The organism is Bosea sp. 124, from assembly GCF_003046175.1.
Lineage (GTDB): Bacteria > Pseudomonadota > Alphaproteobacteria > Rhizobiales > Beijerinckiaceae > Allobosea.
Window position 1 is genome coordinate 3,666,365 of record NZ_PZZM01000001.1, and the last position, 21,574, is coordinate 3,687,938.

Sequence of the window (21,574 nt, forward strand, 5' to 3'; positions counted from 1 at the left end):
GCGTCCGGCTTGTTCGCAGGCGACTTGCGTCTGCCGTCATGCTCGCCCTGGTGGCGAGCATCCACGTCTTTGTCATAGGGCTCGACGGGCGAAGACGTGGATGCTCGGGACAACCGACCATGATGGGGAGGGCGTTCGCGCTACTTTGCGACCTTCATCTCGCTGCGAAACAGCGTGATCCAATTGTCGCCGGTCAGTCCCTTGCACTCGTCCATGGCCTGGAACGCGGTCAGGACGAAGCTCGAGCCCGTCCAGGCATAATTGCCGTTCGCGCCGCAATCGCCGATGCCGCGGCCCTTGTTGTAGAAGCTGACCTGGCCGCTGGCCTGATCGAATTCGGCGTTGACGAGCATGTTGTCCTTGCCGCCATCCAGTTGCGGGAAGATGGCCTTGCGCGCCTTGGCGACGTCCGTGCCCGGCACGATCCAGAAGCCGGTCGAGAGATTATAGGCCCCGCGCGAGCAGAGCAGGCCGACCAGGCGGGTTCCTCCATCGAGCGGCCAGGCATTCTCGACATCCGCCAGATCGGCGGGGCTCTCCTCGCAAAGATCCGGACCGAGCTTCTTGAGATGCTTGCGCAACGCTGCGGTCAGCGCCTTGGCCGACCGGGCCGAAATCGCGGGCAGCGCCGACCCTTTCGCCGTGACGACCGGCAGCGGCGGCGCGGCCGGGACCGCCGAGCCCGGACCCTTCCGGATCAGCGCCGAGGTGGTGTTGAGCCTGCCCTGCTGTTCGTCGATCCAGAGCATCGCGGCGACGGAGCCGGCAAGCGAGACGTCGTAGCTCTTGCCCGCGAGCGTCACGACGAGCTTCGTCCCCTTGCGTGCGGCTGCGACCAACGCCTCCGTCTCGGCGGGCGAGAGCGCGATGGTGGCGTTCTCCTCATCGACGATCGTGGCAGCGAGGCGCTTTCCGGCGACCGGAAAGGCTGCGTCGTCGATCGTGAGATCGGCTGCGAGCGGAGCCTGCAGCCTATCGGCCCTGACCCTGACCTCAAGCCTGGCCACGCCGTCGGGGCCGGCCGGCCGTTCGAGCTTGAGCAAGGCGACGTGCTCGTCTGCCTCGCCAGGCAGCGAAAGCGCGGTGCAGCTCTTCAGGTTGTCGCAGCCAGCGACCCAATCGCGGAAGGTCTTGCTGGCGAGCGGCGCGGCCTGGGCCTGCGCGCTGAAGGCAGCGCCGGTCAGAAGCGCCAGGACCAGTCTTCCGGCATGCGTCATCGTTCCCACCGGCCTGCCGCCTCGTCGTCGCTCGCCTTGGCCTCGACCCAGCCGCCCGTCGTGCCGTCGACGAGATGCTCGCGCTTCCAGAAGGGCGCGCGGGTCTTGAGATAATCCATCAGGAAGTCGGCGGCCTCGAAGGCGGCGCGGCGATGGGCGGAGGCCGTGATGACGAGCACGATCTGCTCGCCCGGCGCGACCAGCCCGTAGCGATGGATCGCGAGCAGCCCATGGAGCGGCCAGCGTGCGGTAGCCTCGGCGGCGACGCTCACGATCTCCGCCTCGGCCATGCCGGGATAATGCTCGAGCTCAAGCGCGGCGAGCCTGCCACCCTCGTCGCGGCACAGGCCGGTGAAACTGACGACGGCGCCGATGTCGCGGCGGCCGGCCGACAGCGCGGCAAGCTCGGCGGCGAGATCGAAATCCTCCCGCTGGATCCGCACCACCGGCATCATGGCGAGCCTCAGCCGCCCGTCATGGGCGGAAAGAAGGCGATCTCGCGGGCACCTTCGAGGCTCGCCCCCGGCTTCACATGGGTCTGGTTGACGGCGGCGCGCACCAGCGTCTCGTTGGCGAATGCGGCCGCATAGCCCTCGTCGCGGCCCTTCAGCCAGCGCACGAGATCGAGCACCGTTTCGGTGCCGGCGGGCAGTGCGACCTGCTCCTCGGCCAGGCCGACACGCTCGCGCACCCAGGCGAAATAGACCAGCCTGACAGTGTGGACTGCGGCTTCCGGCGCTGATGTCGCGAGAACTTGCGTCATGGCGTGCGCGCGTCCTCCTCAACCATGTGGCGGATGCCGGCGTTGAAATAATCCCAGCCCGTATAGATGGTCAGCGCGGCCGCGACCCACAACATCACGATGCCGATCTGGGTGTTGTGCGGCAGCACCTTGTCGCCCGCGGGACCTGCGACCAGGAAGCCCAGCGCCAGCAGCTGCGCCGTGGTCTTCCATTTGGCGATCCGGCTGACCGGGACGCTCACCTTCAACTCGGCCAGGAACTCGCGCAGGCCGGAGACCAGGATCTCGCGGCAGAGAATGACGATGGCCGCCCAGAGCGACCAGCCATGGATGGTGCCGTCGGCCACCAGCATCAGCAGCAGCGCGCAGACGAGCAGCTTGTCGGCTATCGGATCGAGCATGCGGCCGATCGCCGATTGCTGGCTCCAGGCGCGGGCGATGTAGCCGTCGAGATAATCTGTCACGGCGGCCAGCGTGTAGATGCCCAGCGCCAGCCAGCGCATCCAGTCGTCGCGCGGCCAGAACAATATCGCCACCAACGCCGGAATCGCCAGGATCCGGCCGTAGGTGAGCAGGTTCGGCAGGGACCAGGGTCCGCGCCGCCTGATGGCGTCTGGAAGAATCGTCACGGCCATCACCAAAGCAGCGGGCGCATGACAGCGTCAACACGCAAAGCCGAGATCGCCGTCATGCGCGGCGGAAAGCCGCGACGCGGGCTCATGCATCATGGAAATAGTCATGCACCGCCCTGGCAGTGGCGGCGTTGACGCCGGGCGTCCGCATCAGATCGTCGAGCTTGGCGCGCTGGATCGCCTTGACCGTCCCGAAATGCAGCAGCAGCGCCCGTTTGCGCGAGGGACCGATGCCCGGAATCTCGTCGAGCGGGTTTTTCATCGTGTCCTTCTTGCGCCGCGCCCGGTGCGTGCCGATGGCGAAACGATGGGCTTCGTCGCGCAGGCGCTGGATGAAGTAGAGCGCCGGATCGCGCGGCGGCAGCTTGAAGGGCTCGCGGCCGATCATGTGGAAGGTCTCGCGCATGGCGTTGCGGTCGGCGCCTTTGGCGATGGCGACGAGCGGAATGTCGCCGCCGCCGAGTTCGGCCATGATCTTGCGGGCGGCTTCGAACTGGCCCTTGCCGCCGTCTACGATGACGAGATCGGGGCGCGACGGGAAGACGTCATCGTCAGCTGCTTCGGCTGCTTGCACGGGCGCTTCCCTTCCCTCTGGTGGGGAAGGGAGAGGGATGGGGGGCGCGCCGCTCAGTGAGCCCTCGCCAAGCGGGACGCCCCCCACCTCCAACTCCTCCCCACCAGGGGGAGGAGAGTCGGTCGCGGTTGTCGGATGCGCGCCAGCCTCCTTCGCCAGCCGCGCAAATCTGCGCTGCAGCACCTCACGCATCATGCCGAAATCGTCGCCGGCGATGGTGTCGGCGGAGATGTTGAAAGTGCGGTAGTGGCTCTTCATGAAGCCGTCCTTGCCGGCCACGACCATGCCGCCGACAGCGTTGGTGCCCATGATGTGCGAATTGTCGTAGACCTCGACCCGGCGTGGCGCCTTTGCCATGCCGAAGGCGGCGCCGAGCGCAGCCAGCAGCGAACTCTGTCCGGCATTGTCGGCGAGCTTGCGCGAAAGCGCTTCGCGGGCGTTCTTGCGCGCGTGCTCGACGAGATCGACCCGCTCGCCGCGTCTGGGGTGGGCAACCTCGACCTTGCGGCCGGCCCGGGCCGAGAGCGCCTGCGCGATCAGTTCGATCTCCTCGACCGGATGCGAGAGCAGCACGAGGCGGGGCGGCGGCTTGTCGTCGTAGAACTGGGTCACGACGGAGGCCAGCACCTCCTCCGGCGTCAGGCTGCGGTCGGCGCGTGGAAACAGGGCGCGGTTGCCCCAGTTCTGCTTGTTGCGGAAGAAGAAGATCTCGACGCAGAACTGTCCGGCCTGCTCGTCGATGGCGAAGACATCCGCCTCCTCGACGCCTTGCGTGTTGATGTCCTGCCCGGCCTGCACGGCCGAGAGCGCCGCCAGCCGGTCGCGATAGCGCGCCGCCTTCTCGAATTCGAGGTTCTCGGCCGCATCCTGCATCCGGGCGGACAGCAACTGCTTCACGCTCGACGAGCGTCCGGAGAGGAAGTCGCGCGCCTGGCTGGCGAGCGCCTGGTATTCGGGGATGGCGATTTCGCCGGTGCAGGGGCCGGCGCAGCGCTTGATCTGGAAAAGCAGGCAGGGGCGCGTGCGGTTCTCGTAGAACGAGTCGGTGCAGGAGCGCAGCAGGAAGGCCTTCTGCAACGCATCGATGGTGCGTTCCACCGCCCAGACCGAGGCGAAGGGGCCGAAATAATCGCCCTTGCGCTGGCGCGAGCCGCGATGCTTGGCGATCTGCGGCGCCTCATGGTCGCCGGTCAGCAGGATGTAGGGGAAGCTCTTGTCGTCGCGCAGCAGCACGTTGTAGCGCGGCCTGAGCTGCTTGATCAGGTTGGATTCGAGCAGCAGCGCTTCGGTTTCCGTCCCCGTGGTGACGAATTCCATGTTCGCCGTCTCGGCGATCATGCGGGCGACGGCGTTGGTGTGGGCCATGCCGCGGGCATAGGCGGTGACGCGGTTCTTCAGGCTCTTGGCCTTGCCGACATAGAGCACCTCGCCGGCGCGATCGAACATGCGGTAGACGCCGGGCTTGTTGGGCAGATGCCTGGCGAAGCCGGCGATGACCTCGATGCCGGCCTTCAGCGCGCCCGGCGCGGTTTCGCCGAGATCAAGCGCCGGGGCGGGGAGGGTATCCTCCGCCTCCGTTTCGATCTCGGTCTCCGGCAGGTCTTCGGGCGGTTGGCGATTCATAGGACGCATGTAGGATGCGCGAGGCGTTTCGTCATGTCAGCAGTGTCGATGCGGCGCGGACGCGACAGTCGCTTGATCCCGTGCAGCCACGTCGCCATGTCCGACCAACAGCAGCGCGCGAGGCCTTCATGTCATCTTCCGAAAAGCAGCAGATCGTTCTGGCCTCGCGACCTGAGGGGCGGCCGGCTCCGTCGAACTTCCGGTTGGAGCGGGCGGCGGTCCCCGTGCCTGCCGAGGGGCAGGTTCTGCTGAAGATCCTCTATCTTTCGCTCGACCCGTATATGCGCGGTCGTATGAGCGCGGCGAAATCCTATTCCGCGCCGGTCGAGATCGGCCAGGTGATGGAGGGCGGGACGGTCGCCGAGGTGCTGGAGAGCCGTCATCCGGGCTTCAAGGCGGGCGATGTCGTGCTGTCTCATTCCGGCTGGCAGTCGCATGCGCTGGCCCATGGCGACCAGTTGCGCAAGCTCGATCCAGCCGCCGCGCCGCTCACGACCGCGCTCGGCGTGCTCGGCATGCCGGGCTTCACAGCCTATGCCGGGCTTCTGACGATCGGACAGCCGAAGCCGGGCGAGACGGTCGTCGTCGCAGCGGCGAGCGGACCCGTCGGCTCGGCGGTCGGGCAGATCGCGCGAATCAAGGGCGCAAGGGCGGTCGGGATTGCCGGCGGGCCGGAGAAATGCGCCTTCGTGCGCGAGACCTTCGGCTTCGACGTGGTGGTCGATCATCGGGCGCCGGATCTGGCGGCGCAACTCGCGGCGGCCTGCCCCGATGGCATCGACGTCTATTTCGAGAATGTCGGCGGCAAGGTCTGGGAGGCGGTGTTTCCGTTGCTCAATCCATTCGCCCGCATCCCGGTCTGCGGACTGGTGGCGCAATACAACAGCAGCGGCGATTTCGAGGGGCCCGACCGTCTGCCCATCGTGATGCGCCAGGTTTTGTCGAAGAGCCTGACGATCCGCGGCTTCATCCAGCGCGAATTCGTGGCCGAGCAGCGCCCGGCCTTCGAGCGGGAGATGGCGGCGTGGATCGCCAGCGGCGCTGTGAAGTTCAAGGAGGACATCGTCGACGGGCTTGATCAGGCGCCTGAGGCCTTCATCGGGCTGCTCGAGGGCAGGAATTTCGGCAAGCTGATCGTGAAGATCTGAAGCAGCCCGGCTGGCGGGAGCCGACGCCTTTTCGCTTGACCACGCGGCGGGCGGGTGGCCATCACCTTGCGCCCGCCACCGGACCCTGCCCATGCCCACATTCGCCATCGCCTTCCCGATGATCGATCCGGTCGCGTTGCAGCTCGGGCCGCTTTCTGTCAAATGGTATGGGCTGGCCTATGTCGTCGGTCTGCTCGGCGGCTGGTGGTATGCGCGCCGGCTGGTTTCGGCCGATCCGCTCTGGGCCGGGCGCGCCCGGCCGAAGGCCGACGAACTCGACGACATGCTGCTCTTCGTCGCGCTCGGCGTAGTGCTCGGCGGGCGGCTCGGCTTCGTGCTGTTCTACGACCTGCAGCGCTATCTTGCCCGGCCGCAGGACATCATCGCGATCTGGCAGGGCGGCATGTCCTTCCATGGCGGGCTGATCGGGGCCGCGACGGGGCTGTGGCTGTTCGCACGGCGGCGCGGCTATCCTGCGCTGTCGGTCTTCGACCTCGCCGCCGCGGTCGTGCCGATCGGGCTCTTCCTCGGCCGCATCGCCAATTTCATCAATGCCGAGCTCTGGGGCCGGCCGGCGCCGGACCTGCCCTGGGCGATGGTATTTCCGAATGGCGGGCCGCTGCCGCGCCATCCGAGCCAGCTTTACGAGGCGCTAGGCGAGGGCGTGCTGCTGTTCATCCTGCTGGCTTTGCTGGTGCGGGCCGGCGGCCTCAAGCGCCCGGGGCTGGTCGCGGGTGTGTTCGGCATGGGCTATGCCGTCGCCCGCATCGTCTGCGAATTCTTCCGCGAGCCCGATCCGCAGCTCGGCTTCCTGTTCGGCAGTTCGGTCGATGCGCTGTCGGGCGGGATCACGATGGGCATGCTTTTGTCGCTGCCGCTCTTCGCTGCCGGGCTCGTGCTGGCGCTGCGCGCGCCGCGGGCCGCCGCGTGAGCGGTCTGAAGGCGGAGCTCATCCGCCTGATCACTGACGAGGGGCCGATCCCGGTCTCGCGCTATATGGCGCTCGCGCTCTGCCATCCGCGCCATGGCTACTACATGACGCGCGATCCCTTCGGAGCGGAGGGCGACTTCACCACCGCACCCGAGATCAGCCAGATGTTCGGCGAGATGATCGGGCTCTGGGCGGGCCATCTCTGGCAGGCGATGGGCGCGCCGTCGCGGTTTGCGCTGGTTGAACTTGGACCCGGCCGTGGCACGCTGATGGCCGACATGCTGCGCGCGACGCGGATCCTGCCCGGTTTTCACCTGGCAGCGTCGGTCCATCTGGTCGAGACCAGTCCCGTGCTGCGGAATGTCCAGGCGGCGACGCTGGCCGGCAAGGCCGAACCGCAATGGCATGAGCGCGTCGAGACGGCGCTGGACGGGCCGGTGATCGTCATCGCCAACGAGTTGCTGGATGCGCTGCCGCTCGATCAGTTCGTCATGACGCCGCAGGGCTGGCGCGAGCGGCTGGTCGGGCTCGATGGTGAGGGTGGGCTGGTCTTTGGGCTCGCGGGCGAGGCGCCGTCCGGCGGCGCATCCCCGCCCATGACGGGGCAGGAAGGCGCCATTCTGGAGCAACCGGCTGCGGCGCTCGGCCTTGTGTCGGAGGTTGCCAGTCATGTCGCAAGCTTCGGCGGCGGCGCGCTCTTCATCGATTACGGACCGGCAGAGTCGGGCTTCGGCGATACGCTGCAGGCGATGGCCCGGCACCGCTTCGTCGATCTTCTGGCCGGGCCCGGTGAGGCGGACCTGACGGTCCATGTCGATTTCGCCCGGATGGGGCAGGCGGGGTTGCGTGCGGGAGCGGCGGCGCATGGGCCAGCGCGGCAAGGCGATTTCCTGCTGACGCTGGGGCTGGCCGAGCGGGCGCAGGCACTGTCGCGCAAGGCGACACCGGATCAGGCCCGGGCGATCGGCGCCGCCTTCGACCGCCTGACGCAGCGCGGCGAGACGGGCATGGGCGATTTGTTCAAGGTTCTGGCGCTATCGCATCCCGCCCTGCTGCCGCTGCCCGGATTTGACCTTCATCGGCTGCCAGAGCAGGGCTGACGCTGCCACCGCCGCCACAACGGACGACATCATGGTCATTCTCTCGCCCGACCTCGCCGCGGAACCCGGTATCCGCCATGCCTTCTTCACGCGTGAGGGCGGGGTCTCCAGCGGCATCTACGCTTCACTGAATGGCGGCCTCGGTTCTGCCGACGCTCCCGAGGCGATCGTGGAGAACCGGGCCCGCATGGCGGCGCATCTTGCGGTCGCGCCCTCGCATCTGGTCAGCCTCTATCAGGTACATTCTGCCGATGTGGCGATCGTGACCGGCCCCTGGACGGGCGAACGGCCGAAGGCAGATGCGATGGTCAGCGTCGCGCCCGGCGTGGCGCTCGGCGTTTCCAGTGCCGATTGCGGGCCGATCCTGTTCGCTGACAGCGAGGCGCGCGTCATCGGCGCGGCCCATTCCGGCTGGAAGGGCGCCTTCACCGGCGTCGTCGCCGCGACTGTGACCGCGATGGAGAAGCTCGGTGCGCGGCGCGAGCGCATCCTCGCCGTGCTCGGGCCGACGATCAGCGCGAAGGCCTATGAGGTCGGGCCCGAATTCGTCGAGCGTTTCAAGGCGGAAAACCAGACCTATGCGCGCTTCTTCATCGCCTCCGAACGGCCGGCCCATGCGATGTTCGACCTGCCGGCCTTCATCGCGCTCAGGGCACAGGAGGCGGGCATCGGCCGCTTCGTCGATCTTGCGCTGTGCACCTATGGCGACGAGCAGCGCTTCTTCAGCTATCGCCGGACGACCCACCGCTCCGAGCCGGATTACGGCCGGCTGATTTCGGCGATCACGCTGGGCTGAGCACGCTGTTCGTCAGGGCTTTTGCTTGGTGATTGAGCTTTCTTGCGAGTTGCGCGGGCGTGCGAGGAGAGTCATCGTCCGAGGGCCATGAACCATGGCGTTTGGGGGCTGACATGGAACAGATCCTGATGAATCTCGTCGCCGGTGCGATCGGCGGCAACGCCGCCGGCAAGGCGTCTCCGACCTTCGACCTCGGAACGATCGGCAACACCATCTCCGGCCTCGTCGGGGGCGGCATTCTCGGCCAGTTGATCCCGATCATCCTGCCCGCCATCAGTGCGGCGGCGCAGGGCGGCAATCTCAGCGTCGGCGGCATCCTGACGAACCTGATCGCCGGCGGTGCCGGCGGCGCGGTCCTGACCGCTATCATCGGGGCGGTGAAGAACAAGGCCGCCTGAGCGGAGGCGCGGGTTTTGGCCCGCCTCGATACCGAGCCACGGCGCATCGGCGCCGTGGCTCGGACGACCCTGACCCTACCTTGCCTGTTCCGGAAACGACTTCAGCCATGCCGCGCACCGTCGACTATTATTTCTCGCTGCACTCGCCCTGGACCTATCTCGGCCATGCGACCTTCCTCGATATCGCCGCGCGGCACGGCTGCATCGTCGTCTACCGGCCGGTGCCGCTGCGTGCCGTGTTCGACGAGACGGGCGGCCTGCCGCTGCCGAAGCGGCATCCGGTGCGCCAGCGCTATCGCCTGATGGATCTGCAGCGCTGGCGCGAGCGCCGCAAGGTGCCGCTCGTACTGCAACCCAAGCATTTCCCGTTCGATCCAGCGCTGGCCGATCGCTTCCTCATCGCGATCGTGCAGGCTGGCGGCAATCCCGGCCGGTTCATGGCGGAGATCATGGCGGGCGTCTGGGCCCGTAACGACGACATGACGCAACCTGAAGCCATTGCCGCTGTGGCGAGGGCCACGGGCTTCGATGCGCAGGCGCTGGCCGTGGCTGCAGAGAGCGAGGCGGTCAGCCAGCTTTACGAGGGCACGATCGCGGCTGCGATAGAGGCGGGTGTCTTCGGCGCGCCGAGCTATGTGCTCGATGGCGAGGTGTTCTGGGGGCAGGACCGGCTCGAACTGCTGGACAGCGCGCTGGCCAGCGGCCGCGTGGCCTATCGCCCGGATCCGGGCGCCTGAGCCGGCAAGCCCCTCAGCCGACGATGTCGGGCGTGCGCCAGCCGAGATGCTGGCCGGCATCGACGGCGATCATCTGGCCCGTCACCGAGCGCGCCTGCGCCAGATAGAGCACGGCCTCGGCGATCTCGCGCGCATCGATCCTGCGTTGCAGGAGGGTGGCGGCGGCCTCCTGCTCCATCGCCTCGGCGCCGTCATGGGAATTCGGCAGTGTCGGGCCGGGGCCGACAGCGTTGACGCGGATGCGGGGCGCCAGCGCCTGCGCCATCGTCTTGGTCGCCGTCAGCAGCGCGGCTTTGGTCAGGGTGTAGGAATAATACTGCGGCGTCAGCTTCCAGACGCGCTGGTCGATGATGTTGACGATCGCGCCGTGGCGGTCTTCAGGCAGGCGGTTGGCCAGCGCCCCGGCGAGGACTGAAGGTGCGCGCAGATTAATCGAGAACTGCCGGTTCCAAGTCGGCACGTCGATCGCGCAGAGGTCGTCGATCAGGAAGCTCGAGGCGTTGTTGACGAGCAGCGTGACCGGGCCGAGCGCGGCCTCGACGGCTGGCATGAGCGCATCCACGGCGGCGGCGTCGGCGAGATCGGCCTCGACCACGATGGCGCGACCGCCCTGCCGCGCGATTTCGCCGGCCAGCGCCTCGGCCTCGGGCCGGGCGCTGCCGCAATGGATCGCGACCGCATAGCCGGCGCCGGCCAGCCGCTCGACGATGGCGCGCCCGATGCGCCGTGCCCCGCCCGTGACGAGCGCGACCTCAGACATCGTGCGATTCGCGTTGGGGAGGTGATGCCGAAGCGGCCGAACGGCGCTGCAGCCGCCTTTCCCAGTGCTTGGCGACCCTGAGATAGCGGTAGAAGGCGTAGTTCATCGCGGTCATGAAGCCGTAGACGCCGCGCAGGGCGTGGCGGCGGCCGATATAGGCCTTGATGAAGTTCGCCGGGAATTCGACGACGAGGCGGAAGACCGAGAGCGAGACGCCGCGCTTGTCGAGATCGTCGGCCTGGGCATCGCTGTAGCTGTTGAGCTTGGCCATCTGTTCGCCGAGCGAGCGCACCGAGTAGTGATGCACCGTGCCCCTGAGCCGCGCGATGCGCGCGTCGGATACCAGATCGACCCGGTCATGCACCGGCGAGGGCGAATAGCGCCCCTTGTCCTTGCGGTAGAGCCGGACGGGAGCGAGCGCATAGGCAAAGCGATGCGGCGCGCGCTCGCCCGGGAAGATCTCGGCGATGCGCAGTTGATAGGCGTCTGCCGCCGGCACGCCGCTGGCGAAGAGGCTCGCGATCTCCGCGGCGAGGTCCGCAGGCACGACCTCGTCGGCATCGAGATTCAGCAGCCAGTCATGGCGGCACTGCTCCTCGGCGAAGCGCTTCTGCTGCCCGTATCCGGGCCAGGGGTTGAAGATGACGCGAGCGCCGAGCGCTTCCGCGATCGCCTGCGTGCCGTCGGTCGAGCCGGAATCGATCACGAGGATGTCATCGCTGAGGGTGCGAACCGCTTCGATCGTGCGGGCGATGCGGTCGGATTCATCGCGTGCGATGATGAAAATCGAAAGACGTGGCACCCAGAGGTCTCGTTTTGTCTGCCTGACCAATCAAGGCTTAAGCACGCGTCAGAAGGGGCCGCAAGCTGTGGTGGAGAAATTGTGGCGAGACTGGGAACCTCGGGGGATCTGCCGCGTTTGTGGTGTGGGTTGGCGAAGGGTGTCGCGGCTATATTAGTATTCGATTTACCATTCAGGGCGCTTTAACAATCACTAATCCGCCTTTACGCATTTGCCCTAGTCATCCCGATCTTGCCGCATTTCTGCCGCGGTCTGCACGGCAGATGTGTTTTCGCCGCAACAGACAAAGCCGACTTCTGGTCTTATAACCATTCCATCGACATCACCCGCCGGCCTCACCGGCAAAGCGACGACCCTAGGAGTTCCATCATGAAGAAGTTTCTGCTTTCGAGCGTCGCGGCGATCGGCCTCGTCGCTGCCGGTGCCGCCTCTGCCGCCGATCTGCCGTCCCGCAAGGGCCCCGTCGTCGCCCCGGTCTACGCTCCGGTCTTCACCTGGACCGGCTTCTACGTCGGCGCCAACGCCGGTTACGCTTTCGGCAACGTGAATGCCGGTTCCTTCGTCCTGCCCCGCACCGTTTCGATCGGTGACATCGACGGCTTCACGGGCGGTGGACAGGTTGGCTACAACTACCAGATGGGCCAGTTCGTCCTCGGCGTCGAGGCTGACATCCAGGGTGCCGATCTGAGCGCCAGCAACGGCTTCGGCGATCGCATCCGGACCGACTACTTCGGCACGGTGCGTGTTCGCGCCGGCCTCGCCTTCGACCGGTTCATGCCCTACGTCACCGGTGGTTGGGCTTACGGCAACGTGAAGACCACGATCGCTGGCATCGGCTCGACCGACAAGAGCCACACCGGCGGCTACGCCATCGGCGCCGGCCTCGAATACGCCTTCACCAACAACTGGACTGCCAAGATCGAGTATCTCTACGTCGATCTGGGCGAGAAGAGCGTGTTCAACACGGGCGTCAAGGTTGGCACCGATTTCTCGGTTGTCCGCGCCGGCCTGAACTACAAGTTCTAGTCTGCCTCCCCTCCCGGGGACCTTCTGAACCCGGTGGCTTCGGCCACCGGGTTTTTTGTTGTCTAGGGGGGCGCGTTTCGATCTCCGGCGATAGAGATCTGCCGGTCAGCCCTTGAAACGCGTGGTTTCGAAGGCCGGGACCCTGGCGGCGAAGGCATCGAGCCAGGCCACGAGGCGCGGATGGTCGGCGCGCCAAGCGCCGGCGAAGCGCAGGTCGAGATAGCCGAGCGCGCAGGCGAGCGCGATCTCACCGATCCGCGGCCGGTCGGGGAAGGTGGGCGGGGCTGCCTCGAGCGCGGCGAGTGCGCGCGCGACTTTGCCGACCTGATTGGCGACCCAGGCTGCATTGCGACCTTCTTCCGGACGGAAGCGCGTTTCGTAGACCTGGAGCAGAGCCGCGTCACAGAGACCGTCGGCCAGTGCCTGAAGCCGCAACTGCACGAAGCGCTCGTTGCCGGCCGGGATGAGACGGCCGTCACCGGCGAGATGGTCGAGATAATCGACGATGACGCGCGAATCGAACAGCGTCGTGCCGTCTTCCAGCACCAAAGTCGGGATCTTCCCGAGCGGGTTCTGCTGGCGGAGAGGCTCGGCTGGATCATTGGTGTCGGCCACGACGATCTCGATCCGGTCCATCAGGCCGAGTTCGGATGCCGCCATCTTGACCTTGCGGCCGAAGGGGGAGGCGGGGGAGGAGCGCAGGATGAGCATGGATGAGACCCTGGATCGAGAGCAGGCGGTTCAGCCGTCCGGGCGGATCGGCTCGCATAGATAGCGCGGGCGCGGCCCCTGGGCGAGGCGCTCCGTCAGGGCGGGCAACAGGAGCCGCGCTTCCTCCGCGAGCAGCCAGGGCGGATTGATCACCAGCATGCCGGTGGCGCTCAGGCCGCCGGCGGCCTCCGGCCGATCGACGTCGATCTCGAGCCGGAGCAGGCGGCCAATGCTGGCAGCGGTTATGGCCGAAAGCAGATTCGCGACGGCGAGCCGATCCTTGACCGGATACCAGAGCGCATAGATGCCCGTCGGCCATTTGCGATGGGCGGCGATCAGTTCCGCTTCCAGCGTGGCGAACTCGTCCTTCTCCTCGAAGGGGGGATCGATCAGGACGAGGCCGCGCCGCTCCTTCGGCGGGACATTGCCGCGCAGCGCGTTCCAGCCGTCGATCGCCAGCGCCTTGCAGCGATCGTCGCGGCCGATGACCTGAACAAGCTTCTTGTGGGTCTGCGGATGCAGTTCGGCCGCGATCAGGCGGTCATCACCGCGCATGGCCTGCCGGCAGAGCCAGGGCGAACCGGGATAGGCATCGGCGCCGTAAAGCGTGCGGGCGCCGGAGACCGCGTCGCGCCACGGCTTGAGCAGCGCTTCGACGGCCGGCGACAGGGGCGACAGGTCGAGCCGCGCGACGCCGTCCTTCCACTCATGCGTCCGCAGCGCTTCTTCGGAGCCGAGATCGTAGCGGCCCGCACCGGCATGCGTGTCGACGACGCGATAGGGCGTGGCCTTGCCGTTGAGATGGGTCAGGATGCGCATCAGCACGACGTGCTTGAGGACATCCGCGAAATTGCCGGCATGGAAGCCGTGGCGATAATTCATCCCGCGCTCTTACGCGGCTTTGCCGCCGCTGTCAGCGCGGCGCGACGACGGTGATGTCGCGCGTGCGGCAGCCGGAGCGGTCGACCTCCTGGCACATGCGGAAATCGCGCAGGTCCTTGCTCAGGCAGATGCGGACCTCCTGCAGCACGCCGCGCTTGCAGGCGACCGACATCATATCGGTGCGCAACCCGGGATTGGCGGCGACGAAGGCCCGTTCGAGATCGATTGCGGTCCAGTTCTGGTTGCGCTCGGCCTTGGCGAGCACAGGCGGAATCACGATCCTGTCACGGGCGCGCCGGACATCGGCGAAGTAGTCGCTCGGACCCGCGCCCGAGCAGGTGCCGTGCTTGCGCCATTCGTAGCGGGCGAGGCTCTCGGTTGGAAACAGGCCCTTCGCCTGTTCGAGCGCGATTCGCGAGGGCGTGCGCCCGGCCGGACCGCAATCGCTCGGGTAGCCGCGCTCGTTCTGCGGCCAGAGGCCGTGGACGACAAAGCGCAGGCCGGCCCCGTCGGCGCATTGCTCGCGGTTGCGGTCACGGTCGCCGTCGAGTTCGCAGAAGCCGGGCGACCAGGATAGGGCCAGGACATAGAAGTCGAAATCGCCGGGCTCGCCGCCACGCTGGTTGCGGCCCTGTGCCTGGGCTGCACTTGTCAGGACGGCGAGCAAACCGAGCAGGCGCAGGCAGGCCCACACAGGTGCCACGGCGCGGTGTTACTTCTCGGGGCCGGGCCGGGCCATCTGGCAGTCGGGCGCGTAGCTGCGGTGACGGTCGAGACCGCTGACGCACCAGTTGACGTTCCAGGTCCAGCTGAAGAGGCCGAGATCCTCGCGCACCGAATAGTCGATGCGGTGCAGCGTGCCGTCGTTGAGTGCGATCCGGCCGGTGCAGAAGCGGCGCGGAATGAAATCGTCGCCGAGCGGACGGAAGCCGATCGACTGGATCCGGTCATAGGCCACGGCCTGGAGCGGGCCCCAGAATTTGGCCTCGCGCGAATTGAACCAGCTCGTGATCTCGCCGAGCACGGCCGAGTCGTCGCAGGCCGGCAGGTTGCCGTTCATCGCGATGATGCGGTTCTCGGCGCGATCGGCCGGGTGGACCTGGCGTCCGCCCGAGGCCTCGGCCGAGACAGCCGCCGTGAGTACGGCGAGGGAGGCGAGGGCGGTTCGCAGCAAAGCGCGGCGCATGGGGCAAGCCTCGTGCAGAGGGTCAAAGATTCGTGGAACGATGGCGGGGGCGGCCGCGAGGGTCAAGCGCTGCGCGCCGATTCGGGCCTTCTCAACGCGCATTGCGGCATTTCGATTCGCCGATGCAGCGTCAGGGCAACACCCGGCTGGCGCGGCGGGGCCCGATCGGGGACACTCGCGGCGATCCGGAGGAAGGACGACATGACCGTGCAGTTCGACGACATCGCAGCGCGCATTGCCGATCCGGCGGAGCTGAGGGCGCATATCGGTACGCTCCACCCGCTGGCCGAGCGCAAGGTTCTGGACCGGCTCGACGGGTTCTGCCGTGACTTCATCGCGCTCTCGCCGTTCCTCGTCCTGGCGAGCGCCGACGGGGCGGGGCGAGCCGATGCCAGCCCGCGTGGCGACGCGCCCGGCTTCGTGGAGGTGCTGGACGACCGCACGCTGCTGATTCCCGACAGGCGTGGCAATAACCGCGTCGACAGCTACGGCAATGTCCTGGCCGCGCCCGGCGTCGGGCTGATCTTCATGGTGCCGGGCATCGCCGAGACATTGCGGGTCAACGGCCGCGCCCGGCTGACGCGGGACCCCGCCCTGCTCGAACCTGCGACCGTGCAGGAGCGGACGCCGACGCTCGGTCTGCTGGTCGAGGTCGAGGAGGCGTTCTTCCACTGCGGCAAGGCGCTGATCCGCTCGAAGCTCTGGGATCCGTCCTCGCAGGTCGAGCGCAGCAGCTTCCCGTCGCTGGGCCGGATTGTCGCCGAGCAGACGAAGGCCATCGGTGTGGCGGAGGCCGAGGCCGGCCTCGAGGAGGGCTACAGGACGCGGCTTTACTGAGCGGCGCCCCGAGGCGGCAGCCCCGGGACGCCGCCGCTGTCAGCGACGGGCGCGCGAACGAATCTGGTAGGCGTCGTAATTGAACTCGGCGACCTGCTGCCAGAGCAATTGCTCGTTGCGATAGGCCATCATGTGGTCGTGGAGTTTCTTGAACATCGGGTTCTTGGCGCCGATCTCCTCGTAGAGTTCGTTCGCCGCCTTGGCGCAGGCGTCCATGATCTCGGGCGAGAAGGCGCGCAACTGCGTGCCCGCCGCGATCAGGCGCTTGATCGCGGCCGGGTTGACGTCGTCGTATTTGGCGATGGTCAGCGAGTGGGCCTGATGGGCCGCAGCGGTGAAGACAGCCTTGTCGGTGGCGCTGAGTTCGTCCCACTTCGCCCTGTTGATCATCAACAGGATGGCGGAGGAGCCCTCCCACCAGCCGGGATAGTAGTAATAGGGCGCGACGCGGCTGAAGCCGAGCTTCTCGTCGTCATAGGGGCCGACCCATTCGGCGGCGTCGATCGTGCCGCGTTCCAGTGCCGGGTAGATGTCGCCTGCGGCGATCTGCTGGGGTACGGCACCGAGTTTCGCGATGACTTGGCCGGCGAGCCCGCCGATCCGCATCTTGAGGCCCTTGAGATCGTCGATCGTCTTGATTTCCTTGCGAAACCAGCCTGCCATCTGGGCGTTGGTATTGCCGATCGGCAGCCCGATGACATTGTACTGCGCCAGCAATTCGTTGAAGAGCGCGAGGCCCCCGCCCTGGAAGAACCAGGCGTTCTGCTGGCGTGTGTTGAGGCCGAAGGGCACCGCCGCGCCGAAGGCGAAGGAAGGGTCCTTGCCGATATAGTAGAAGGCTGCCGTGTCGCAGCATTCGACGGTGCCGTTCTGGACGGCGTCGAGCGCCTGCAGTCCGGGCACGACCTCGCCGGCGGCGAAGTGCTGGAGCTGGATGCGCCCCCCGGACATGTCCGAGACCGCCTTGCTGAAGATGTCGCCGGCGCCGAAGACGGCGTCGAGCGCTTTCGGATAGCTTGAGGTCATGCGCCACTTGATCGTGGCGCCGGTAGTCTGCGCGGCGGCTGGCGTCGCGCCGGCGGCGAGCGCGACACCGGCGCCGGCCAGCCCGCCCTTGAGCATGTCACGTCTGTTCGTCATCTGCGTCTTCTCCCTCTTCGGCCCTGGGTCTCGGTGTCGGCTGGCCTTGTGCTCGACGATGCGCCGGCCGGTGGCCGGCGCGGTGGCGGATAGCAGCGGTATTTTCAGCCGAAGGATGCCTCCAGCATGGCGGCATAGTCGGCTGCGCTCGCGGTGCGCGGGTTGGTCGCGCTCGAATGGTCCTTGGTCGCGGCTTCGGCGATGGCGGGGATCACGGCGTGGGGGAGCCCCATCGCCGACAGGCTGCCGGGCATGCCGAGTCTCCTGACCAGATCGGCGATCCAGGCCGCGAGGTCGGTGTCCGGCGGAAGACCGAGCGTGGCGCGGATCGTGGCGTATTTCGCTTTCGCCTCCGGTTCGTTGAAGCGCAGCACGGCCGGCAGCAGCACGGCGTTGAGCGTGCCGTGATGCAGCGAGACCTCCTTGAGGCCGCCGAGCGGGTGGGAGAGCGCATGCACGGCCCCTAGCCCCTTCTGGAAGGTGAGGCCGCCCTGAAGGGCCGCCATCATCATCTCCTTGCGGGCTTCGCGGTCGGCCCCGTCCTTGACGGCGCGCTCGATGAAGTCGACGGCGCGCTTCAGCCCGTCGAGCGCGATCGCCTCGGCCGGCGGATTTTCGCGGGGGCTGAGATAGGTCTCGATGCAGTGGGTCACGGCGTCCATGCCGGTCGCGGCGGTGAGCCAGCCGGGCAGGCCGAGCGTCAGCTCGGGATCGCAGATCGCGAGCCGCGGGATCAGATAGGGTGAGATGAAGCCGAGCTTGCGGCCGTCCTTCAGGGTGATCAGCGCGGCGCGGCCGACTTCGCTGCCGGTGCCGGAGGTCGTCGGCACGGCGATCACCGGCGCGACGGCCGACGTGACCTTCGGAATGCCGCCGAGGATCGCGGCGTAGGCTTCGAGCGAGCCTGGATGCGTCGCGAGCAGCGCTACGCCCTTGGCGAGGTCGATCGGCGAGCCGCCGCCGATGGCGACGAGCCCGTCGCAAGCGTGCTGCCGATAGAGCACGAGGGCAGCCTCGACAGCGTCTTCCGTCGGGTTGGTCGGCGTGGCGTCGAAGACGGGCGCGGCCGCCAGGAGGGGAGACTGTCCCTGCACGGTGGCGACCAGGCCTGCCGCGACGATACCCTTGTCGGCGATGATCAACGGCTTCGAGACGCCGATGCCGGCGAGATCCGCCTCGATGCCGGCGATCTCGCCGAAGCCGAACTTGACGGTGGTGAGATAGGTGATCAGGGCCATGGTCTTAATCCTTCGCCAGCGAGGGGGAGAGTGTCGCGTGCCCGGTCAGGGGAGATCAAGCGCGGCTTTAGCGGGGGCCACGCGCCGTTCGAGCACAAGCAGGGTGAGGCCGGCCGCCACGATCAGTGCGGCGCCCGCCAGCATCGCCGGTGTCGGCCAGTCGCCGAAGACGAACCAGCCGAAGACGAGCGCCCAGATGATCAGCGTGTATTGGTAGGGCACGACGACCGACGCCTCGGCCAGCTTGAGCGAGCGCGTGACGCAGAGATGCGCGACCATCGCGACGACGCCGAGCAGGGCGATCAGCGCGGCGTCGGTCAGGCTCGGCATCACCCAGCCGAAAGGCAGCAGGACGAGCCCCATCAGCAGGGCGCCCAGCGTTTGCCAGGCGACGAGCGTGACGTCGGGCGTGCCGCGCAGCTGCCGGCCGGCGATCATCATGCCGGCGAACAGGATGCTGCCGGCCAGCGCGATCAGGGCCGGCAGCGAGAGACTCGCGCCGGTCGGATCCAGCGACACTGCGACGCCGACGAAGCCCATCGCCACCGCGAGCCAGCGGCCGGTATCGACGCGTTCGCCGAGCAGCAGCGCGGCCAGGATGACCACCCAGATCGGCGCTGCGAGCCAGATCGTCATCGTGTCGGCAAGCGGCAGATAGGAGACGGCGAGGTAGAACAGCGCGACCTCGCCGGAGCCGAAGAGCACGCGCAAGACCTGCAGCCCGGGCTTTTCCGGCCTGAGCGTGCGGCCGATCCCCTGGGCGAAGACGAAAGGCAGAAGCAGCAGCAGCGCGGCGGCGCTGCGCAGCAGCAGGACCTGGCCGACCGTGTAGGTCGCGACCAGCCATTTCCCCATCACGTCGTTGAGGGAGAACATCAGGATGCCGAGCAGCATCATGGCGATGCCGGCCAGGGTCGCGTTTCGGGTGGGCATGCGTCGCCGGGTGCCGTGGAAGGGCCTTCGCAATGGCCGAGCCCGCCGTCGCGATCAAGCGCGCCCGCAGCGGAGGGGGCAGACCAGAAGCGCCGCACAATAATTTATTATTGACTTAATTAAGTAGATATCGAATTAATAGGCTATGGACGCATTTGCCGCTCTCGCCGACCCGACACGCCGCCGCATCGTCGAGATGCTGGCGCAAGGCGCGCTCTCGGCCGGTGAGATCGGCGAGCGGTTCACGGTGTCGGCGCCGGCAATCTCGCAGCATCTCAGGACGCTGCGAGAGGCCCGGCTGGTTCGGGTCACGGTCGCCGGGCAAAGGCGGATCTATGCGCTGGATCCCGACGGCATCGACGGTTTCGACCAATGGGTCAGGCGCGTACGCGCGTTCTGGCCCGACAGACTGGCAGCCCTCGAGGCTGCGCTGCAAAAGCCCGATCCGGGCGAGGAGGCGTGATGCAAGCTGGTACGAGCAACGAGTATGGTGCCGTCCTGGAGAGTGGCGCGGTGCGCTTCGAGCGGTTGCTGTCCGGCCCGATCGAGCGGGTCTGGGCCTATTTGACGGAAGCCGACAAGCGCGCGACCTGGTTTTGCGGCGGCGAAACCGAGCCGCACGCGGGCGGACAGATCGCGCTCTACTTCAAGCATTCGCAGATCACCGACGAGCCGCCGCCGGAAAGCCATCGCAAAATGAATGACGAGGGCGCGCTGATGGGCGGCACCGTGACGGTGTGGGAGCCACCGCATCGCCTGTCCTTCACCTGGCAGGGCATGGGCGATCCGGATTCCGACGTCGAGATCGAGCTGACGCCGGCCGGAGACAAGGTCCGCCTTGTGCTGACCCATCGCAGGCTTGCGACGAAGAGCCGGATGGCGAACGTCTCCAGCGGCTGGCACCTGCATCTCGGCTTGCTCGAGGACCAATTGCTCGGGCAAAAGCCGCGCGGCTTCTGGTCCCGGCATGAGCGGCTGATGGCGGAGTATGCGGAGCGGCAGCACGAGGCGGAGTGATGCGAGGAGAAGCGCGCGAAGGTGCGGGCCCGGCGGTTTCGCCAGGCTCGCCTTGCGCGTGAGTGAGGATCTGTCGCATCGGGGCCGTGCGCGATGTTCGCTGCCGGTCGGTCGGCGACACCTGCCCCGGTTGGCTGGTGCAGGACCTCAGACATCCCAAATGGGCGAAAGTCCGTCCGGGCTGAGCCGACGACCGTCCGGGCGGGCGAGGGCGCCGATGGCTGCCATGTCGGCGTCATCGAGTTCGAAGTCGAAGATCGCGGCATTATCGCGCGCCCGCACCTCGCTCAGCGTTTTTGTCAGCGCCACCACGCCCGACTGTTGCACCAGCCAGCGCAGGACGATCTGGGCGATGCTGCGGTCATGGCGGCGCGCCAGTTCCGCCAGCGTCGCGTCTTCGAAGACCTTTCCGTCCGCCATCGCGTAATAGGCGGTCAGCGCCATGCCGGCATCACGCAATGCTGCGAGCAGCCGGTTCTGCGCCAGAAAGGGGTGATACTCGACCTGATTGGTCACAAGCGGCGCATCGCTGAGCGCCATCGCCTCTTTCAAAAGGGCGATGTTGTAGTTGCTGACGCCAATGTGGCTGGTCTTTCCAGCCTCGCGCACCGCGTTCAACGCACCGATCTGCTCGGCCAGCGGTACGGTGCCGTTGGGCCAGTGCAGCAGCAGGAGGTCGACATGGTCGGTCCGCAGCTTGGCGAGGCTTTCATCGACCGAAGCCATGAACCTGTCCGAGGCAAAATTGTCGATCCAGACCTTGGTGGTCAGGAAGATATCGCCGCGCGGCACGCCGCTGCGGGTGATGGCTTCGCCGACCTCGGCCTCGTTGCGATAGATCTGGGCCGTGTCGACATGACGGAAGCCGAGCCGCAGCGCGGCCGGGACCATCCGCAGCACGTCTTTGCCCTCCATGCGGAAGGTTCCGAAACCCAATGAAGGGATCGCGGCTCCGTTGGCGCTGATGGTCTGCATGGTCGCTCTCCCGGCCGACCGGCGCGGCGGGCGGTCCATGGCTAGCATGCTGCGAGCGCCAACAGTGGTCTTTCGATGGCCGACTTATTCCTGCGGTGCCCTTATAATGGGAGGTGGGCCACACCATGTCCAAAACAGGGTCGTCGAGAGCAAGCCGCGGTTGCGGTTG

At 67.3% G+C, this 21,574-nt stretch carries 25 protein-coding genes; 10 read left to right on the forward strand and 15 right to left on the reverse strand.

The features are described 5' to 3' along the window. Positions 1-140: 140 nt before the first annotated feature. The 5 genes from C8D03_RS17335 to uvrC form a co-directional block, all read right to left on the reverse strand. Positions 141-1,217: a DUF1176 domain-containing protein gene (locus tag C8D03_RS17335; RefSeq protein WP_108048053.1), complete on the reverse strand. Its 1,077-nt coding sequence runs from the start codon at positions 1,215-1,217 to the stop codon at positions 141-143. Beyond that, entirely contained in the window at positions 1,214-1,672 is a 459-nt protein-coding gene (locus C8D03_RS17340; RefSeq protein ID WP_181301062.1) for a molybdenum cofactor biosynthesis protein MoaE, read from the reverse strand. Before C8D03_RS17340 ends, C8D03_RS17335 begins: the two co-directional genes overlap by 4 nt. A gap of 8 nt (positions 1,673-1,680) precedes the next feature. Beyond that, entirely contained in the window at positions 1,681-1,980 is a 300-nt protein-coding gene (gene moaD, locus C8D03_RS17345) for a molybdopterin converting factor subunit 1 (RefSeq protein WP_108048055.1), read from the reverse strand. After that, positions 1,977-2,588: a CDP-diacylglycerol--glycerol-3-phosphate 3-phosphatidyltransferase gene (gene pgsA / locus C8D03_RS17350; protein WP_248308511.1), complete on the reverse strand. Its 612-nt coding sequence runs from the start codon at positions 2,586-2,588 to the stop codon at positions 1,977-1,979. The genes moaD and pgsA overlap by 4 nt, the downstream gene beginning before the upstream one ends. A gap of 88 nt (positions 2,589-2,676) precedes the next feature. Next, on the reverse strand, positions 2,677-4,788 hold the full coding sequence (uvrC, locus tag C8D03_RS17355; protein WP_248308512.1) for an excinuclease ABC subunit UvrC: 2,112 nt from the start codon (positions 4,786-4,788) through the stop codon (positions 2,677-2,679). A gap of 128 nt (positions 4,789-4,916) precedes the next feature. Here uvrC and C8D03_RS17360 point away from each other — a divergent pair, with 128 nt between their 5' ends. The 6 genes from C8D03_RS17360 to C8D03_RS17385 all read left to right on the forward strand — a co-directional run bounded on the left by C8D03_RS17360 (position 4,917) and on the right by C8D03_RS17385 (position 9,898). Then, positions 4,917-5,936: an NADP-dependent oxidoreductase gene (locus C8D03_RS17360; protein WP_108048061.1), complete on the forward strand. Its 1,020-nt coding sequence runs from the start codon at positions 4,917-4,919 to the stop codon at positions 5,934-5,936. 91 nt (positions 5,937-6,027) lie between these two features. Then, positions 6,028-6,867 (forward strand): prolipoprotein diacylglyceryl transferase, encoded by an 840-nt coding sequence (lgt, locus tag C8D03_RS17365; protein WP_181301064.1) that lies wholly within the window; start codon positions 6,028-6,030, stop codon positions 6,865-6,867. Continuing rightward, entirely contained in the window at positions 6,864-7,967 is a 1,104-nt protein-coding gene (locus tag C8D03_RS17370) for a class I SAM-dependent methyltransferase (protein ID WP_108048065.1), read from the forward strand. Before lgt ends, C8D03_RS17370 begins: the two co-directional genes overlap by 4 nt. 31 nt (positions 7,968-7,998) lie before the next feature. After that, the gene (pgeF, locus tag C8D03_RS17375) at positions 7,999-8,763 is read left to right on the forward strand and encodes a peptidoglycan editing factor PgeF (RefSeq protein ID WP_108051779.1); all 765 of its coding nucleotides are present in this window, start codon (positions 7,999-8,001) and stop codon (positions 8,761-8,763) included. 113 nt (positions 8,764-8,876) lie between these two features. Then, a complete protein-coding gene (locus C8D03_RS17380; protein ID WP_108048067.1) occupies positions 8,877-9,161 on the forward strand; it encodes a hypothetical protein in 285 nt (94 codons plus the stop codon). Between the two features lie 107 nt (positions 9,162-9,268). Beyond that, entirely contained in the window at positions 9,269-9,898 is a 630-nt protein-coding gene (locus tag C8D03_RS17385) for a 2-hydroxychromene-2-carboxylate isomerase (protein WP_108048069.1), read from the forward strand. Positions 9,899-9,911: 13 nt separating this feature from the next. Here C8D03_RS17385 and C8D03_RS17390 read toward each other — a convergent pair whose 3' ends face one another. Both C8D03_RS17390 and C8D03_RS17395 read right to left on the reverse strand, forming a co-directional pair. Continuing rightward, positions 9,912-10,658: an SDR family oxidoreductase gene (locus C8D03_RS17390; protein ID WP_108048071.1), complete on the reverse strand. Its 747-nt coding sequence runs from the start codon at positions 10,656-10,658 to the stop codon at positions 9,912-9,914. Further along, positions 10,651-11,460, reverse strand: coding sequence for a glycosyltransferase family 2 protein (locus C8D03_RS17395; protein ID WP_108048073.1), 810 nt, complete (start codon positions 11,458-11,460; stop codon positions 10,651-10,653). The genes C8D03_RS17390 and C8D03_RS17395 overlap by 8 nt, the downstream gene beginning before the upstream one ends. A 369-nt stretch (positions 11,461-11,829) precedes the next feature. On the opposite strand from C8D03_RS17395, the gene C8D03_RS17400 reads away from it, so the two are divergent. Beyond that, positions 11,830-12,486 (forward strand): outer membrane protein, encoded by a 657-nt coding sequence (locus C8D03_RS17400; RefSeq protein WP_108048075.1) that lies wholly within the window; start codon positions 11,830-11,832, stop codon positions 12,484-12,486. Positions 12,487-12,591: 105 nt separating this feature from the next. Here C8D03_RS17400 and C8D03_RS17405 read toward each other — a convergent pair whose 3' ends face one another. From C8D03_RS17405 to C8D03_RS17420, 4 genes are read right to left on the reverse strand one after another with little or no spacing between them, the layout of a single operon-like run. Continuing rightward, the gene (locus tag C8D03_RS17405) at positions 12,592-13,197 is read right to left on the reverse strand and encodes a glutathione S-transferase (protein WP_108048077.1); all 606 of its coding nucleotides are present in this window, start codon (positions 13,195-13,197) and stop codon (positions 12,592-12,594) included. Positions 13,198-13,227: 30 nt separating this feature from the next. Beyond that, positions 13,228-14,079: a 23S rRNA (adenine(2030)-N(6))-methyltransferase RlmJ gene (locus C8D03_RS17410; protein ID WP_108048079.1), complete on the reverse strand. Its 852-nt coding sequence runs from the start codon at positions 14,077-14,079 to the stop codon at positions 13,228-13,230. Between the two features lie 31 nt (positions 14,080-14,110). After that, complete coding sequence (locus C8D03_RS17415; protein ID WP_108048080.1) at positions 14,111-14,782, reverse strand: ribonuclease T2 family protein; 672 nt, start codon at positions 14,780-14,782, stop codon at positions 14,111-14,113. A 9-nt stretch (positions 14,783-14,791) separates the two neighbouring features. Further along, positions 14,792-15,265 carry a hypothetical protein gene (locus tag C8D03_RS17420; RefSeq protein WP_108048082.1) on the reverse strand — a complete coding sequence of 158 codons (474 nt, stop codon included), beginning with the start codon at positions 15,263-15,265 and terminating at the stop codon, positions 14,792-14,794. A gap of 201 nt (positions 15,266-15,466) precedes the next feature. On the opposite strand from C8D03_RS17420, the gene C8D03_RS17425 reads away from it, so the two are divergent. Then, complete coding sequence (locus C8D03_RS17425) at positions 15,467-16,102, forward strand: pyridoxamine 5'-phosphate oxidase family protein (RefSeq protein ID WP_108048084.1); 636 nt, start codon at positions 15,467-15,469, stop codon at positions 16,100-16,102. A gap of 39 nt (positions 16,103-16,141) precedes the next feature. Here C8D03_RS17425 and C8D03_RS17430 read toward each other — a convergent pair whose 3' ends face one another. The 3 genes from C8D03_RS17430 to C8D03_RS17440 form a co-directional block, all read right to left on the reverse strand. Next, positions 16,142-17,242: a TRAP transporter substrate-binding protein gene (locus C8D03_RS17430; protein WP_108048086.1), complete on the reverse strand. Its 1,101-nt coding sequence runs from the start codon at positions 17,240-17,242 to the stop codon at positions 16,142-16,144. A 104-nt stretch (positions 17,243-17,346) separates the two neighbouring features. Beyond that, entirely contained in the window at positions 17,347-18,480 is a 1,134-nt protein-coding gene (locus C8D03_RS17435; RefSeq protein WP_108048088.1) for an iron-containing alcohol dehydrogenase, read from the reverse strand. 45 nt (positions 18,481-18,525) lie between these two features. After that, positions 18,526-19,413 carry a DMT family transporter gene (locus C8D03_RS17440; RefSeq protein ID WP_108048090.1) on the reverse strand — a complete coding sequence of 296 codons (888 nt, stop codon included), beginning with the start codon at positions 19,411-19,413 and terminating at the stop codon, positions 18,526-18,528. Between the two features lie 145 nt (positions 19,414-19,558). Between C8D03_RS17440 and C8D03_RS17445 the strand changes: the two genes are divergently transcribed. Together C8D03_RS17445 and C8D03_RS17450 are read left to right on the forward strand one after the other, a co-directional pair. After that, positions 19,559-19,876: an ArsR/SmtB family transcription factor gene (locus tag C8D03_RS17445; protein WP_108048092.1), complete on the forward strand. Its 318-nt coding sequence runs from the start codon at positions 19,559-19,561 to the stop codon at positions 19,874-19,876. Then, positions 19,876-20,430, forward strand: coding sequence for an SRPBCC family protein (locus C8D03_RS17450; RefSeq protein ID WP_108048094.1), 555 nt, complete (start codon positions 19,876-19,878; stop codon positions 20,428-20,430). The genes C8D03_RS17445 and C8D03_RS17450 overlap by 1 nt, the downstream gene beginning before the upstream one ends. A gap of 147 nt (positions 20,431-20,577) precedes the next feature. Here the strand turns inward: C8D03_RS17450 and C8D03_RS17455 are convergent, their stop codons facing one another. Further along, positions 20,578-21,405 (reverse strand): aldo/keto reductase, encoded by an 828-nt coding sequence (locus tag C8D03_RS17455; RefSeq protein WP_108051780.1) that lies wholly within the window; start codon positions 21,403-21,405, stop codon positions 20,578-20,580. Positions 21,406-21,574: the final 169 nt, after the last annotated feature.